General features: G+C 59.9%; 14 protein-coding genes and 2 tRNA genes. 13 read left to right on the top strand and 3 right to left on the bottom strand.

What is annotated here, in order from left to right; all coding sequences use genetic code 11:
• The first annotated feature begins 46 nt into the window (after positions 1-46).
• The 6 genes from pal to ACLBKS_RS04380 all read left to right on the top strand — a co-directional run bounded on the left by pal (position 47) and on the right by ACLBKS_RS04380 (position 4,068).
• Entirely contained in the window at positions 47-607 is a 561-nt protein-coding gene (pal, locus tag ACLBKS_RS04405; protein WP_410191584.1) for a peptidoglycan-associated lipoprotein Pal, read from the top strand.
• Positions 608-732: 125 nt separating this feature from the next.
• Positions 733-1,530 carry a tol-pal system protein YbgF gene (gene ybgF, locus ACLBKS_RS04400; RefSeq protein ID WP_410191925.1) on the top strand — a complete coding sequence of 266 codons (798 nt, stop codon included), beginning with the start codon at positions 733-735 and terminating at the stop codon, positions 1,528-1,530.
• Positions 1,531-1,628: 98 nt separating this feature from the next.
• Complete coding sequence (locus ACLBKS_RS04395) at positions 1,629-2,462, top strand: ThiF family adenylyltransferase (RefSeq protein WP_410191924.1); 834 nt, start codon at positions 1,629-1,631, stop codon at positions 2,460-2,462.
• Between the two features lie 178 nt (positions 2,463-2,640).
• Positions 2,641-2,716 (top strand) — tRNA-Lys (locus tag ACLBKS_RS04390).
• A 34-nt stretch (positions 2,717-2,750) separates the two neighbouring features.
• A tRNA-Asn gene (locus ACLBKS_RS04385) sits at positions 2,751-2,826 on the top strand.
• A 153-nt stretch (positions 2,827-2,979) separates the two neighbouring features.
• Positions 2,980-4,068, top strand: coding sequence for a threonine aldolase family protein (locus ACLBKS_RS04380; RefSeq protein ID WP_410191583.1), 1,089 nt, complete (start codon positions 2,980-2,982; stop codon positions 4,066-4,068).
• A 108-nt stretch (positions 4,069-4,176) separates the two neighbouring features.
• On the opposite strand, the gene ACLBKS_RS04375 is transcribed toward ACLBKS_RS04380, so the two are convergent.
• The 3 genes from ACLBKS_RS04375 to ACLBKS_RS04365 all read right to left on the bottom strand — a co-directional run bounded on the left by ACLBKS_RS04375 (position 4,177) and on the right by ACLBKS_RS04365 (position 8,056).
• The gene (locus ACLBKS_RS04375; protein ID WP_410191582.1) at positions 4,177-6,141 is read right to left on the bottom strand and encodes a TRAP transporter large permease subunit; all 1,965 of its coding nucleotides are present in this window, start codon (positions 6,139-6,141) and stop codon (positions 4,177-4,179) included.
• The gene (locus tag ACLBKS_RS04370; protein WP_410191581.1) at positions 6,138-6,818 is read right to left on the bottom strand and encodes a TRAP transporter small permease subunit; all 681 of its coding nucleotides are present in this window, start codon (positions 6,816-6,818) and stop codon (positions 6,138-6,140) included. Before ACLBKS_RS04370 ends, ACLBKS_RS04375 begins: the two co-directional genes overlap by 4 nt.
• Before the next feature lie 122 nt (positions 6,819-6,940).
• Positions 6,941-8,056, bottom strand: coding sequence for a TRAP transporter substrate-binding protein (locus ACLBKS_RS04365; RefSeq protein WP_410191580.1), 1,116 nt, complete (start codon positions 8,054-8,056; stop codon positions 6,941-6,943).
• Positions 8,057-8,321: 265 nt separating this feature from the next.
• Here ACLBKS_RS04365 and ACLBKS_RS04360 point away from each other — a divergent pair, with 265 nt between their 5' ends.
• The 7 genes from ACLBKS_RS04360 (at position 8,322) to ACLBKS_RS04330 (ending at position 14,327) form a co-directional block, all read left to right on the top strand.
• Positions 8,322-8,696, top strand: coding sequence for a thioredoxin family protein (locus tag ACLBKS_RS04360; RefSeq protein WP_410191579.1), 375 nt, complete (start codon positions 8,322-8,324; stop codon positions 8,694-8,696).
• Between the two features lie 168 nt (positions 8,697-8,864).
• On the top strand, positions 8,865-9,506 hold the full coding sequence (locus tag ACLBKS_RS04355) for a peroxiredoxin (protein WP_410191578.1): 642 nt from the start codon (positions 8,865-8,867) through the stop codon (positions 9,504-9,506).
• 49 nt (positions 9,507-9,555) lie between these two features.
• Positions 9,556-10,164 carry an RBBP9/YdeN family alpha/beta hydrolase gene (locus ACLBKS_RS04350; RefSeq protein ID WP_410191577.1) on the top strand — a complete coding sequence of 203 codons (609 nt, stop codon included), beginning with the start codon at positions 9,556-9,558 and terminating at the stop codon, positions 10,162-10,164.
• 156 nt (positions 10,165-10,320) lie between these two features.
• Complete coding sequence (locus ACLBKS_RS04345) at positions 10,321-11,325, top strand: sulfate ABC transporter substrate-binding protein (RefSeq protein ID WP_410191576.1); 1,005 nt, start codon at positions 10,321-10,323, stop codon at positions 11,323-11,325.
• 7 nt (positions 11,326-11,332) lie between these two features.
• Positions 11,333-12,232, top strand: a complete 900-nt coding sequence (gene cysT / locus ACLBKS_RS04340; RefSeq protein WP_410191575.1) for a sulfate ABC transporter permease subunit CysT — start codon at positions 11,333-11,335, stop codon at positions 12,230-12,232.
• A 4-nt stretch (positions 12,233-12,236) separates the two neighbouring features.
• Positions 12,237-13,193, top strand: coding sequence for a sulfate ABC transporter permease subunit CysW (gene cysW / locus ACLBKS_RS04335; protein ID WP_410191574.1), 957 nt, complete (start codon positions 12,237-12,239; stop codon positions 13,191-13,193).
• 15 nt (positions 13,194-13,208) lie between these two features.
• Entirely contained in the window at positions 13,209-14,327 is a 1,119-nt protein-coding gene (locus ACLBKS_RS04330) for a sulfate/molybdate ABC transporter ATP-binding protein (RefSeq protein ID WP_410191573.1), read from the top strand.
• The last annotated feature ends 15 nt before the right edge of the window (positions 14,328-14,342 follow it).

Below are 14,342 nucleotides of genomic sequence, written 5' to 3'. Positions count from 1 at the left end.
CTTGTTTCGGGTAAAGTTTCTTTATCTCTGTTAGCTGGAGCCCATCATGATGAAATTCAAATACTTGGGAATTGCACTGTTTTCATTGACGCTGGCGGCTTGTTCGTCGGTCAAGCTCGACCCGCAGACGGGTGCTGATAGCACCAGCGGTGCTCCATCAAGCGCGACGGTCTCGGATGGCGGTGCGGTGGGCTCGGTGCCCCAGCCCACTGCGACGCCGGAAACCGTGGTGCAGTCCACGGGCCCTACGTCTTCCTCCTTGCAAGCCGCCGCGCTGGCCGCTGGCCGCTTGGTTTATTTCGACTATGACAGCTATGTGATCAAACCTGAGTTTCAGAAGCTGATCGAAGCTCAGGCGCGGTATCTGTCCAGTGATCCTTCCCTGCGTGTTGTGATTGAAGGACACACCGATGAGCGCGGTGGGCGGGAATACAACCTCGCCTTGGGGCAGCGACGCGCCGAGGCTGTGCGTCGCGCGCTGAGTCTGCTGGGGGTTGCGGACGCCCAAACGGACGCCGTGAGCTTTGGCGAAGAAAAGCCTGCCGCGGAGGGAAGCAACGAGGCGGCCTGGTCGCAGAACCGTCGGGCAGAAATTAGCTACCGTTGAGCTGATGGCTCGATCGTGGAGCTTGACAACATCTTGAAGACTCAGTGAAGAACGTGCTGTTCCTGTTTCCCCGCTCATTCTTAGCATTTGATGCTCGATTGAGCCTCGGTGCCGTGTGCCTCAGTATGCTTGGGATGTTGAGCAACCCTGCGGCCGCAGCACTGTTCGGTGACGATGAAGCGCGGGCTGCGATTCTTGAGCTTCGACAGCGTGTTGACGTGCTGAGACTGGACCAAGAGCAGCGCGCTTCAGCCCAGCAGGATCAGCTGCGGCGCCTGATCGATGAAAACATTCAGCTGCGCCGCAGTCTGATTGATCTGCAGACGCAAATCGACAATTTGCGGACTGACAATGCCCGTCTCATTGGGAGGGACGAGGTCTCCGCGCGTGCCTTGGTTGACGCCCAGCGTCAGTACAAGGAGGCCTTGGCTGCGTTGGAAGAGCGTGTGCGTGCCTTGGAGCCAGAGCGCGTGAGCGTTGACGGGCGTGAATTTCTCGCGGAGCGGGCCGAAAGACGAGACTTTGAAACTGGTCTTGGCCTGTTCCGTAAGGGGGATTTCCAAGGCGCTCAGAATGCATTTGCCGAGTTCATCAAACGCTATCCGTCCAGCGGCTACGCACCCTCTGCCTTCTTCTGGCTAGGCAACGCCCAATATGCGACTCAGGACTACAAAGAGGCGATTGAAAACTTTCGCATCCTGCTCAGCCAGTCGCAGGACCATGCGCGTGCGCCCGAAGCCGTATTGGCCATCGCTAACTGCCAAGTCGAATTGAAAGACACCAAAGGCGCCCGCAAGACCTTGGAAGAGCTGATCAAAGCGTATCCCAAGTCAGACGCAGCCGCTACGGCCAAACAGCGTCTGCCACGCTTGAAAGACACGGCGCCCGCCGTGTCCTCCACTCAAGGCAATAGCAAGAAATAAGTTGATGAACTCGAAGGCAGCTCTCCGCCCAATTGGGATTGGAGTTGCTTTTGAGCGACTTGGGTGTTGGTGTATTCGACGTCTTACATGATCAACCTATGATGCAGGCAGTCGATACGGAGCGTCCCGATTTCGAACGTCGATTCGGTGGCTTGGCCCGTCTCTATGGTCAGGCTGGAGCGGCGCGCATCCGCTCCGCTCACGTCGTGGTTGTCGGGATCGGCGGCGTCGGTTCATGGGCAGTCGAAGGGCTGGCACGTAGCGGTGTCGGACGCTTGACGCTGATCGATATGGACCATGTGGCCGAGTCCAACATCAACCGACAGATCCATGCACTCGACGACACGCTCGGGCAAGCGAAGGTGCAGGCCATGCGCGAGCGAATCGCGCAGATCAATCCCTCATGCGAGGTAATTTGCATCGAGGAGTTTGTCGAGCCGGCCAATTGGCCGGGATTGATTGCCCAAGGGCCCCATGTCGATGCGGTGATTGACGCGTGTGATCAAGTCGTGGCGAAGACGGCCATGGCGGTTTGGGCGCGCGACCACTCTTCTAGCCAGCGCTATATCACGGTCGGTGCCGCAGGAGGCAAGACGCAAGCGCATCTGGTGGCTGTGGATGATCTGGTCAACGTCACGCACGACCCTCTGCTGGCCCAGTTGCGGTACCGCCTGCGTAAGCACCATGGCGCGCCGCGTGCGCCAGAGAGTTCACGAACAGGGAAGAAGACTCCTCGCAAAATCGGCATCGCCTGCGTGTACAGCAGGGAGGCGGTTCAAGGTCCGGCTCAGGACGATGAAGCCTGCTCGGTAGGCGGTGACGGCAGTCTTAATTGCAGTGGTTATGGCTCACTGGTTTCCGTGACTGCGACCTTTGGTCTGTGTGCCTCGGGATGGGTGTTGAACAGGATCGCGGCGGCGGACTTGATGTGATCTTCTTTCACCGTGGACTCTGCGCGGTCGTGGAGAGAGGATGTTGCAGGTGTGCGGCGAGCTAGAGGTGAAAAAAGAGGCGGCAAATTGGAGCCGAGGCAAAAAACTCAAAATATTCACGCTATAATCTTTGCTTTGTCGGGGCAAGCGTAACGCGCAGTAAAGCGTCCCGCTGAGTGGGACGTTAGCTCAGTCGGTAGAGCAGCGGACTTTTAATCCGTTGGTCGCAGGTTCGAATCCTGCACGTCCCACCACTGACCGACAAACGACAATTTGTTTACCGAATATTCCCCGATAGCTCAGTCGGTAGAGCGCCGGACTGTTAATCCGTAGGTCCCTGGTTCGAGCCCAGGTCGGGGAGCCAAATCAAAGCCCGCTACAGAACCTGTAGCGGGCTTTTTGCATTTAACCTCTTCTTGAAGGGTCACCGCTGGATATAGGGTGCGCAAGTGCGCTGGCCAGACGCGGATACGCATTCCTTGAGAAAATCCCCGTACCGCATTTGATCTCTTTCCCCATGAGCAGTCTTACCTCCGTGCCTTCCCAGAACACCACGCGCCAACATTTCGCCAGCGACAACTACGCAGGTGTCTGCCCTGAGGCCATGCATTGGTTCCTCGAGGCCAATGCCAGTGGGCATCAACCAGGGTATGGCGATGATGAATGGACCCAACGCGTTTGTGAGCAGTTGAGGCAGTTGTTCCAAACCGATTGCGATGTCTATTTTGTGTTCAACGGCACGGCGGCGAACTCGCTGGCGCTGGCGTCTCTTTGTCAGAGTTATCACTCGGTCATTTGTACCCCGGTGGCGCACATTGAAACCGACGAATGCGGCGGGCCGGAGTTCTTTTCCAATGGCAGCAAATTGTTGATTGCCGAGAACGAGAGTGCTGCTGCCAAACTCGGCAAGCTGACACCAGACGCCGTCGAGCAACTGGTCACTCGGCGCGCCGACATCCATTACCCCAAGCCCAAGGTGGTGAGCCTCACCCAGGCGACCGAGCTAGGCACGCTCTACACGGTGGAGGAGGTACGCGCCATCGCCGCTATCGCCAAGCGCCGCAAGCTCAAGGTGCACATGGACGGCGCGCGGTTCGCGAATGCGGTTGCTGCGCTGGGCTGTGAACCCGCGGACATTACCTGGCGTGCGGGCGTCGATGTTCTGTGTTTCGGTGGTACGAAGAATGGGCTGCCGGTTGGCGAAGCCGTGGTGTTCTTCGACAAAGCCTTGAGTGAGGACTTTGCCTACCGTGTCAAACAATCGGGACAGCTGGCGTCCAAGATGCGCTTCATTTCCGCCCCCTGGATCGGCATGTTGCAAGGCGACGTGTGGTTGCGCAATGCACGCCATGCCAACGCAATGGCGCAACGCTTGTACGACGCGATCAAGGACATGGCTGGCGTGCGTGTTCCGCACCCACCCCAGGTCAACTCGGTGTTTGCCTTCCTGCCTCAGGCCGCCATTCACGCTCTGCGTGCACAGGGCTGGAAGTTCTACGACTTCATCGCTGGCGGTGGCTGCCGCCTGATGTGCGCCTGGGACACTACGCCCGAGGCGGTGGACGCCTTCGCCGCGGACATCCGGCGCGCCTGCGCAGCGGCGTGATGGCCGAGGCGAGGTGCCTCCACGACCATACCGCGGTACGGGCGCGTCTCTGCTTTCAGTCAGGCAGCCTGCCGCGCCGGGATTCACGCCTGCCGGCCCCTCTCTGGCTCAGTCATAAAGGAAGTGCGGCAGCCACAGCGTGAGTTGTGGCCAGAGGTACATCAGCACCATGCACAGGATGACGATGAGCATGTAAGGCATCATGCCCGCGAAAATCTGGTTCAGCGTGACGTGCGGCGGCGACACGCCCTTCAGGTAGAAGGCCGACATCGCCACGGGCGGTGATAGGAAGGCCGCCTGGAGGTTCACAAACACCAGGACACCGAACAGCAGCGGATCGATCTGAAAATGCGCCAGCAGGGGTAGGAAGATGGGCACGAAGATCACGATGATCTCGGTCCACTCCAGCGGCCAGCCCAGGATGAAGATGATGGCCTGTGACAGCAGCAAAAACTGCAGTGACGACAGGTTCAGGGACATCACCCATTGCTCCACCAAAGCTTGCCCGCCAAGGATGGCGAACACGGCCGAGAACAACGCAGACCCCACGAACAGCCAACAGACCATGGCGGTCGTCTTGGCGGTCAGAAACACGGCCTCCTTGATCTTCTTGAAATTCAGCGTGCGGGCGTGCCAGGCCATGAGAAAGGCGCCGGCAGCGCCGACTGCGGCGGACTCGGTGGCCGTCGTGATGCCGAACAGAATCACTCCCAGCACCACCAGCGTGAGCGTGCCCAGCGGCAACACCGAAGACACCAGCATGCGCAGGATCTCGAACTGCTCGGCATCGAGCGCTCGGTAGTACCAGAGTAGCAGCGCAAGCGTGAAGGCCACGGTGATCCAGAAACCTGTATAGAAGGAGGTCGGCACCGCCGCCGCGTGCGGGGTCGGGACCGATTCACCAAGGCTCTGTAGGCCCTCGCTGCGGGCACCCTCTGGTTCACTGGCCCGTGGATCAGTCGCGACCTTTGTCGCAATTGTTGGTGGTTCTTGCACGGCATCGTCGGAGGGTGCGCTGCCCGGAGGTTCCTGCAAACCGCCGTCGGAGGAGGGTGGTTCTTGCAAGCCGCCTTCGGTGGGGGGCTCAGCCAGTCCCGACACGTCCTCGGATGCTGAATCGGCGGACTGGGCTTGCTGCACCTGTTCCATGGTCTGTGGTTCGGGCGCTTCGCTTTGCTGCGTGTAGATGACCATGTACCACCAAACGGTGCCCAGGGTCACTGCTGCGAACAGCAGGGGCGTGAGCGCACTGCCCAGATTGCGCAGCAGCAACCACCAGCTCGCCTTCACGCCCTCGATGCGGGCGGAGAGCGCGCGACGCGGCGAGACGAGCGCCATCAACAGCGCTGGCAGCATGCGCGGCGAGTAGTTTTGCGCAAGGTGAGTGACCCAGGGGGAGACGTCCGCACGCTGCTGTTCGGGGGGTAGCTTGGGTGCTACCTTGGGCTGAAGCAAGGCCCAGCCGATGACGTAGACCAGGTAGAGGAAGGCGAGGAAGAAGCCCGGGAACATGGCGGCGGCGTAGAGCTTCACCACTGACTGTCCGGCCACCGCAGCGTAGACGATGATCATCACAGACGGGGGAATGAGGATTCCCAGTGTGCCCCCGGCGGTGATCACCCCCGCGGCGAGACGCGTGTCATACCCGGCGTTGAGCATGGGCCGCATCGCGATCACGCCCATCAGCACCACCACCGCTCCGACCAGGCCACTGGCGATGCCCCAGAAGGTGCAGATGACCAGCGTGGCCACGGCCAGAGAGCCGGGCACGCGGCGGAAAGCAAGCTGCACGGCGTGGAACATGCGGTCCACCAATGCTCCTCGTTCCATGATGTAGCCCATCAGAACGAAGAGTGGGATGGAGAGCAGGGTTTCGTTGGTCATCGCTCCGAAAGCGCGTTGCACCATCAGATCGAAGATGCGGTTGTCGACCCAGTGCTGAGATGGGTCATAGAAGGCGATGAAGCCGAAGAACATGCCCAAGCCCATCAGGGTGAATGCCGTGGGAAAGCCCATCAGGATCACGACGATGATCAGGCCCAGCATCGTCAGACCAAGTGCGGGATTGCTCATGACGCGCTCCCGACGTTGCCCGTGCCGCGTTGCCGTGCCGATTCGTCGATGGCATGAGCGTTTGCAATCGCGTCCTGTTTGGCCTTTTCATCCACGTAGGTGCTTGCAGCGAGCTGTTCCTCCACCACATCCATCTCTTCGGCGTCCTTGAGGCGGGGCGTCCAGGAACCAGTCTTGAGACAGACGATGCAGCGGATGATTTCAGCGATGCCCTGCAACAGCACCACCGCGCCGGACAGCGGAATGATGAATTTGAAGGGGTAGAGCGGAATCGGCGTCGCATTGAACGTTTGTTCGCGCATGGCCAGCGAGTCTTGAAAGTAGCTCCAGCCCGACCACGTCAGCGCGCAGACACCTGGCAGGAAAAAGACGACGTAGAGCACGAGATCCAGCGTGGCCTGAGTGCGTGGCTTCATGTTGCCGTAGAGAAAATCACCTCGCACGTGGGCATCTTGGCAGAGGGCATACGCTCCGCACATCATGAACAGCGTGCCATACATCATGTTGTTGGCGTCGTAGATCCACGCCGTGGGTGCGTTCAGTGCGTAGCGCTTGAAGACTTCAGCGCACACCACGAGCATGAGCGCCACGATCAGCCAGGCAAAGGTTTTGCCAGTCCAGGTGCTCATTCGATCTGCGGCGTGCAGCAGGCGCTGTGCGTTGGGAAGGGATGTCATGTCAGAAAGCGACGCAACGCCGCGAATAGGTCAATCCGAGAGGGGGCAGCAAACGTCGGCCGTGCTTTGAAAAACTCCGCCACCGGGTAGGACGATGGCGGAGCGCGGATTTGTCGTGACGATCAGGCCTTCTTGGCGCCTCGACCAAAGTAGCGGTTGTAGGCCATGTTGAAGTCCACCATGTAGTCGTTCTGCCACTGCTTGGTGCGTTGCGCGAATGCCCTTTGCGAATCGAGCACCTTCTTGAACAGCGGGTTCTCCGCGCTCTTCTTCTCCATGATCTTGTCCCAGGCGTCGAGCTGGGCGCGCAGGATGGCGTCCGGCGTCTTGTAGAACTTCACGCCCTGCTTCTTCAACTCCTGGTAGTCCTTGGAGTTGCGGTCAATCGCTTTCCAGCTCATGTCAGCGCTGGCGGCCTGGACGGCGTAATCCACGATGGCACGCAATTCGGTGGGCAGCGCTTCCAGCTTACCTTTGTTGAAGAGAATCTCGAACTGCTCACCGCTCTGGTGAAAGCTCTGCAACATGCAGTTCTTGGCCACGTCGGGGAAGCCGAGCACCCGGTCACTGGAGGCGTTGTTGAATTCGGCGCCGTCGATGAGGCCCCGGTCGAGGGCCGCCACGATCTCGCCGCCCGGCAAGGGGTTCACTGCAGCCCCCATGGCCGTGTACATGTCCACGGCCAGACCCACGGTGCGGAATTTCATGCCCTTCACGTCCTCCACCTTGGCGATCGGTTTCTTGAACCAGCCAAAGGGCTGCGTGGGCATGGGGCCGTAGAGGTAAGACACGACGTCCATGTTGATGGACTTGTAAATCTCGTCCAGCAAGGCTTTGCCGCCCCCGTAGTTGTGCCAGGCCAGGACCATGTTGGGGTCCATGCCGAAGGCTGGACCGGACCCCCACAAGGCCAGGGCAGATTGCTTGCCGTAGTGATAGGCGACGACGCCGTGACCGGCATCGAGCGTGCCCTTGTTCACGGCTTCCAGCAGTTGGAAGGCCGGCACCACGGAACCTGCAGGCAGCACCTCAATCTTGAGGCGGCCGCTCGCCATGTCATTGACCTTCTTGGCGAAGTCTTGCGCGTACTCGTGGAAAATGTCCTGGGCTGGCCACGTGCTCTGCAGTCGCAGCGAAGTGGTTTGGGCGTTACTGATCATCGGCACCGACATGGCGCCGGCGGCCACCGCAGCGCCCTTGAGCAGGCTGCGGCGTCGGGTCGTCTTGCTCTGTGTCATCGCTGTCTCCTTCGTTGTGTGGAATGCCTGGACTTTCCAGACCCCGCATCTTTGACGCGTGCAGTGGTGGGACAAAGAGGGTTTTTACGCAGGTCGGCGGGTTATCACGGACGTGATGGGTGGTTTGCATGCGCACGGTGCATTTGGCTTAGGGGCCTCTATTGACGCAGGGGGCGCTGCCCACGCAGGCGTTTTTGCGTGGAAGTTTTCCTGCCGGGGCGCGGTGTGCAGCGTGCGAGTTCTGCGGATCGGGCACACTTAGGGCATGAGCAGCAACCCTAACGCGGCAGATCCTTTGCAGGTGGTCTGTCTCTGCGCCGATTGGTGCAACAACTGTCGTGCGTACCAACCGTTGTTCGAGTCTCTCCAGAGTCAGTTCAAGGGAGTCGCTCGCTTTGACTGGATAGACATCGAGGACGAGAGCGAGGTCATGGGTGACGCCGAAGTTGAAAATTTCCCGACGCTTCTGGTGCTGCGCGCACAAGTGCCGCTTTTCTTGGGGCCGGTAACGCCGCAGCCAGGGGTCTTGGTTCAACTGGTGCAGACGGCACTCGCCGGGCGCATGCAAGCGTTAACCGATCCCGATCAATGCGCCTTGGCCGTGCGGGTGCATCACCATTTGGCTCCGTTGCAAGCCTGATCCACGCCTACTGGGCGCCGCAGTTCAGGACCGTTGGGTATCGACTCTGCCCCAGTTTGAGCTGTGCGGTTCATGCCAGCTGGTTATGAGCTAACGTCAAGATATTCGTTGGAATCTGGGGTGCTGCCGTCCAGAATGGGCGCATTCCCACCTCAGGAGATTCCTCTCATGGCGACGCTACGACTGGGGGACACCGCCCCCGATTTCACCCAGGATTCCAGCATCGGACCCATCAAATTCCATGAATGGGCGGGCGACTCCTGGGTCATCCTGTTTTCTCATCCGGCGGATTTCACGCCGGTCTGTACCACCGAACTGGGCCGCACGGCCGCGCTCTCGGGGGAGTTCGCCAAGCGTGGCGTCAAGCCGATCGCCATCAGCGTGGATCCTGTCGACAAGCATCGGCAGTGGATTCCCGATATCAATGAGACCCAGCACACCACGGTCAACTTCCCGATCCTCGCCGATGCGGACCGCAAGGTGTCCGAGTTGTATGACCTGATCCATCCCAATGCCTCCGCCACGGCCACCGTGCGCAGCGTGTTTTTCATCGACCCCAAGAAAACCGTTCGCGCCACATTGACCTATCCGGCCAGCACTGGACGCAATTTTGATGAACTGCTGCGCGTGATCGATTCCCTGCAGTTGACCGACAGCCACAAGGTGGCCACGCCTGCCGACTGGAAGGATGGTGACGACGTGATCATCGTCCCCAGCCTGCAGGACGCGGATGAAATCGCCCGTCGGTTTCCCAAGGGCTACAAGGCGGTCAGGCCTTACCTGCGTGTCACACCTCAACCCAACAAATGAGGTGTCGCCGGGGACGGCTGCGCCAACAAGCCATGAGAGCAAGGCCGACGTGACGGAAGCGGTGCGTATTCTCATCGTGCCGGGGTGGCGTGATTCGGGTCCCGGACACTGGCAAACCTTGTGGGAACAACGTTACGCGGATACCGTGCGCGTGCAGCAGGACGATTGGCAGACCCCAGCGCGGACGGCTTGGGTGGAGCGCATACGGCAAACCATCTTGGCCCAGGTCGACCAGGATGGCCGTGACTTGCCGGTCGTGGTGGTGGCTCATAGCCTGGGCTGTATCGCCGTCAACCATTTGCCGCAGGACGCGCAAGCGCGCATCCGTGGAGCCCTGCTGGTGGCACCGGCAGACCCCGAGCGCCGCTCCATCCTCAGTGACTTTGCTCCTGTACCGAGTCGCAAGCTCCCATACCGGAGCATCGTGGTCGCGAGCAACAACGATCCCTACTGTCCGATCCGCTTGTGCGGCGCCTATGCCCGCAACTGGGGTAGCGAGTTTGTCCGCGTCCCCGATGCCGGGCACCTCAACGTGGAATCGGGCCATGGCGAGTGGCCGTTGGGTGTGGCACTTCTGCAGTCTTTGGTGGCAAGCGATGCGGGTGAGGGTGGAGGTGGGCTTCGCCGACGCAAACCTGCCGCAAGTTTGCCCGTTTGATCTGGCTTTAAATTCTTTGGTTATGAGCTAACAAGATAATCATCTTTTGAGTTTGAAAGGCGGCCTGGGAAAATCCTGCCCACGCTGATTCCGGAATGGTGGCCGTGTTGCCACCCCGCAGGTCCGCCTGACCCCATTCCAACCGGAGAGACATCCATGAACCTGAAAAATGCCTTCACCCTGACACTGGCGGCTTTGGCGCTGGGAGTATCCCAACTGGCCAGTGCCCAGCAAGTCACCTTGCTGAATTCTTCCTACGATGTGGCACGTGAGTTCTACAAGGACATCAACCCCGCCTTCAGCGCCTGGTACAAGAAAAAGACGGGCAAAGACGTGAAGGTGGACCAATCCCATGGCGGCTCTAGTGCGCAAGCTCGTGCCGTGGCGGATGGGCTGGATGCCGACGTTGTCACATTCAACACCGTGACCGACGTGGAGTTTCTGGCGGATAAGGGGCTTGTCGCAAAAGACTGGACCCAAAAATTCCCTAACAAGGCCACGCCCACCCTGTCCACCCATATCTTCGTGGTGCGCAAAGGCAATCCCAAGGGCATCAAGGATTGGGATGACCTCATCAAGCCAGGAGTCCAGGTCGTAGTGGTCAATCCCAAGTTGGGCGGAAATGGCCGTCAGACTTATCTGGGGGCTTGGGGTTATGTGAAGAAGAAGGGCGGCACGGACGCGCAGGCCGCCGAATTCGTTGCCAAGTTGTTCAAGAACGCGCCGGTGCTGGGCAAGGGCGGTCGTGATGCGTCGGGCATCTTCTTGCAACGCAACATTGGCGACGTGCTGATCACCTTCGAGTCTGAAGTGATTTCCATCGTCAACGAGTTTGGTGCGGGCCAAGTCGAAGCCGTCTATCCCAGCATCAGCGTGGTGGCGGAGAACCCGGTGGCGATCGTGGAGCGCACCGTGGCCAAGAAGGGGACCGCCGACGTGGCCAAGGCCTACCTGGATTTCCTCTACACCGATGAAGCACAGGAAATCGCCGCCAAGCATGCGCTGCGTCCAACCTCGCAAGCCGTGCTGAAGAAGAACGCCGCCACCTTCAAGCCGATTCAGTTGTTCACCGTGTCCGAGGTGTTCGGCAGTGCCGCGGAAGCCCAGAAGGTGCATTTCAACGACGGCGGCAAATTCGACCAGATCTACACCGTCAAATAAGCACTGAATGACTGCGCTAGCTGTACCCGCTGCCGAGCCGAAGGCGAGCCCGGCGGTGTCTTCGCGCCGCAAGGCACGACGCGTTCTGCCCGGTTTCAATTTGACGCTGGGCTACACGCTGCTCTACTTGAGCCTGATCGTCCTGATCCCGCTGTCCGCATTGTTTTTCAAGTCATTCACCATGACGTGGGAGCAGTTCTGGACTGCTGTCGCCTCACCGCGCGTGCTGGCCTCCTACCGTTTGACATTCGGGGCCTCTCTGATCGCGGCTCTGGTCAACTTGGTGTTTGGCCTGCTCGTGGCCTGGGTGCTGGTGCGCTATAAGTTTCCCGGCAAAAAGATCGTGGACGCGCTGGTCGATTTGCCCTTTGCCTTGCCAACTGCCGTGGCAGGCATTTCCTTGACGGCCTTGCTGGCAGGCAACGGCTGGATCGGCCAGTATTTCGAGCCAGATGGAGTCTTGGGCTTTCTGGGCATCAAGCTGGCCTACAACCCCACAGGGGTGGTGATCGCCTTGATCTTCATTGGCCTGCCGTTCGTGGTGCGCACGGTACAGCCGGTGCTGGAAGACACCGAAAAGGAATTGGAAGAGGCAGCAACCTGTCTGGGGGCCACGCGCTGGCAGACGTTTCGCTATGTGATCCTGCCCAGCATCTTGCCGGCGCTGCTCACGGGTTTCGCGATGGCCTTTGCGCGGGCGGTCGGTGAATACGGTTCCGTGATCTTCATCGCGGGGAACATGCCCATGATCTCAGAGATCACGCCGCTGATCATCATCTCCAAGCTGGAGCAGTACGACTACGCGGGCGCGACCGCCGTCGCCCTGGTGATGCTCTTGATTTCCTTCATGATGCTGCTGGTCATCAACGGCCTGCAAGCCTGGCAGCGCAAGCGTTCCGGAGCCTGACGCGATGACGAATTCGATTTCATCTTCTCGCAATGCTCCCGCTGCCCTCGACGTGCGCAAAAGACGCGTTCTGACCACCGAGACACCGCTCGTTCGGTGGACGTTGACCTTGATCGCCTTGGGTTTCATTGCACTTTTCCTGGTGCTGCCCTTGGTCGCGGTCGCAACCGAGGCCTTGCGCAAGGGGTGGGACGCCTATTTCGCAGCCTTGCTAGAGCCCGACGCATGGTCAGCCATCAAACTCACGCTCATTGCCGCAGGAATCGCCGTACCCCTCAATCTGGTGTTTGGTATCGCCGCGGCATGGGCCATCGCCAAGTACGAATTCCGCGGCAAGGCCTTTCTCACGACCCTGGTGGACCTCCCATTCTCGGTGTCGCCCGTCGTCTCCGGCTTGATTTACGTGCTGCTTTTTGGAGCGCAAGGCTGGCTAGGACCCTGGCTGGCCGAGCATGACATCAAGATCATCTTCGCGGTGCCGGGCATCGTGCTGGCCACGATTTTCGTGACCTTCCCATTCATCGCGCGCGAGTTGATACCGCTCATGCAGGCACAAGGCAACGACGAAGAGCAAGCCGCCATCGTGCTGGGCGCGAATGGCTGGCAGACGTTTTGGCACGTGACACTGCCCAACATCAAGTGGGGCTTGTTGTATGGCGTGATTCTCTGCAACGCGCGCGCCATGGGCGAATTCGGGGCGGTTTCGGTGGTGTCGGGACATATCCGTGGTCAGACCAACACGATCCCGCTTCATGTCGAGATTCTTTACAACGAGTATCAATCTGCCGCTGCCTTTGCGGTGGCCTCCTTGCTTGCTGTGCTGGCCGTGGTCACCTTGATTCTGAAGACTTTTGCGGAGTGGAAGCATGAGCGAGACCGGGCAGCTGCGGACAACGCACCACCCGAAAATCCCGGCAAAGCCGTCGCCAATTCCTTACCGGCGGCTTCGTCCGCTGCCTGAGAAAGCCGTTTTCCCATGAGCATTGAAATTCGCAAGGTCAACAAACATTTTGGCGACTTCCGTGCCCTGCACGATGTCGATCTGGACATCGCCTCAGGAGAGCTGCTTGCCTTGCTCGGCCCATCCGGTTGCGGCAAGACGACGCTGTTGCGCATCATCGCCGGTCTCGAGACCGCAGACAGCGGAAGCATCTATTTTTCCGGTGAGGACACGACGGACAAGCACGTGCGCGATCGTCACATCGGCTTTGTCTTCCAGCACTACGCCTTGTTCCGCCACATGACCGTGGCCGATAACGTGGCGTTTGGTCTGCGCATGAAGCCCCGCGGTGAACGTCCGACGGAAAAGCAGATCAAGGCTAAGGTCTTGGATTTGCTGAAGCTTGTGCAGTTGGATTGGCTGGCGGATCGTTATCCGTCCCAGTTGTCGGGTGGTCAGCGTCAGCGCATTGCGCTCGCGCGGGCCCTGGCCGTGGAGCCCAAGGTGTTGCTGCTGGACGAGCCGTTTGGGGCGCTCGATGCGAAAGTGCGCAAGGAGCTGCGCCGCTGGCTACGCCGCTTGCACGACGAACTGCACGTCACCAGTATTTTCGTCACGCATGACCAGGAGGAAGCGCTCGAAGTGGCGGACCGTGTCGTGTTGATGAACCGGGGCGTCGTGGAGCAGGTCGGGTCGCCGCAGGATGTCTGGGAGCACCCAGCAAGTCCTTTTGTGTATGGCTTCCTTGGCGACGTGAATCTGTTTCATGGCCGCGCCCATGAAGGCACTTTGCACCTCGACGGTGTGTCCAGTGACATCACCATTGCCGCACCTGAACATGTGGGTGCGCAAGATGCCCGGGCATTTGCCTACGTGCGTCCCCACGAATTCGAGGTACGTCGCTGGTCTAGCGGTGCGCCGGGCATCGCAGCGCGCTTGTCACGTGCCATCGTCGTCGGGCCGATCGCCCGTTTGGAACTTTTGCCCGAGGAGAGCACTCCATCTTTGCAGCAAGCGGTGATCGAGGTGCAAATCCCTGCATCACAATACCGCGAGCTTGGACTGACAGAGGGCGAGCTGCTGGCGGTAACGCCGCGCAAAGCCCGCGTCTTCGTTGAAGGAACCCAAGATCTTGCTGCATCGACAACTACTTGACATCCTGACGGCACC

It is taken from the genome of Hylemonella sp. W303a (assembly GCF_046452315.1).
In the GTDB taxonomy this organism is placed as follows: domain Bacteria; phylum Pseudomonadota; class Gammaproteobacteria; order Burkholderiales; family Burkholderiaceae_C; genus Hylemonella.
This window is presented reverse-complemented; position numbering and strand designations above follow the sequence as displayed.

Coding starts and splice junctions, on each gene's coding strand:
- ybgF (WP_410191925.1), top strand. CDS start 733: ATGCTTGGGATGTTGAGCAACCCTGCGGCCGCAGCACTGTTCGGTGAC.
- ACLBKS_RS04370 (WP_410191581.1), bottom strand. CDS start 6,818: ATGACATCCCTTCCCAACGCACAGCGCCTGCTGCACGCCGCAGATCGA.
- pal (WP_410191584.1), top strand. CDS start 47: ATGATGAAATTCAAATACTTGGGAATTGCACTGTTTTCATTGACGCTG.
- ACLBKS_RS04355 (WP_410191578.1), top strand. CDS start 8,865: ATGGCGACGCTACGACTGGGGGACACCGCCCCCGATTTCACCCAGGAT.
- ACLBKS_RS04380 (WP_410191583.1), top strand. CDS start 2,980: ATGAGCAGTCTTACCTCCGTGCCTTCCCAGAACACCACGCGCCAACAT.
- ACLBKS_RS04395 (WP_410191924.1), top strand. CDS start 1,629: ATGATGCAGGCAGTCGATACGGAGCGTCCCGATTTCGAACGTCGATTC.
- ACLBKS_RS04330 (WP_410191573.1), top strand. CDS start 13,209: ATGAGCATTGAAATTCGCAAGGTCAACAAACATTTTGGCGACTTCCGT.
- cysW (WP_410191574.1), top strand. CDS start 12,237: ATGACGAATTCGATTTCATCTTCTCGCAATGCTCCCGCTGCCCTCGAC.
- ACLBKS_RS04365 (WP_410191580.1), bottom strand. CDS start 8,056: ATGACACAGAGCAAGACGACCCGACGCCGCAGCCTGCTCAAGGGCGCT.
- cysT (WP_410191575.1), top strand. CDS start 11,333: ATGACTGCGCTAGCTGTACCCGCTGCCGAGCCGAAGGCGAGCCCGGCG.
- ACLBKS_RS04375 (WP_410191582.1), bottom strand. CDS start 6,141: ATGAGCAATCCCGCACTTGGTCTGACGATGCTGGGCCTGATCATCGTC.
- ACLBKS_RS04360 (WP_410191579.1), top strand. CDS start 8,322: ATGAGCAGCAACCCTAACGCGGCAGATCCTTTGCAGGTGGTCTGTCTC.
- ACLBKS_RS04345 (WP_410191576.1), top strand. CDS start 10,321: ATGAACCTGAAAAATGCCTTCACCCTGACACTGGCGGCTTTGGCGCTG.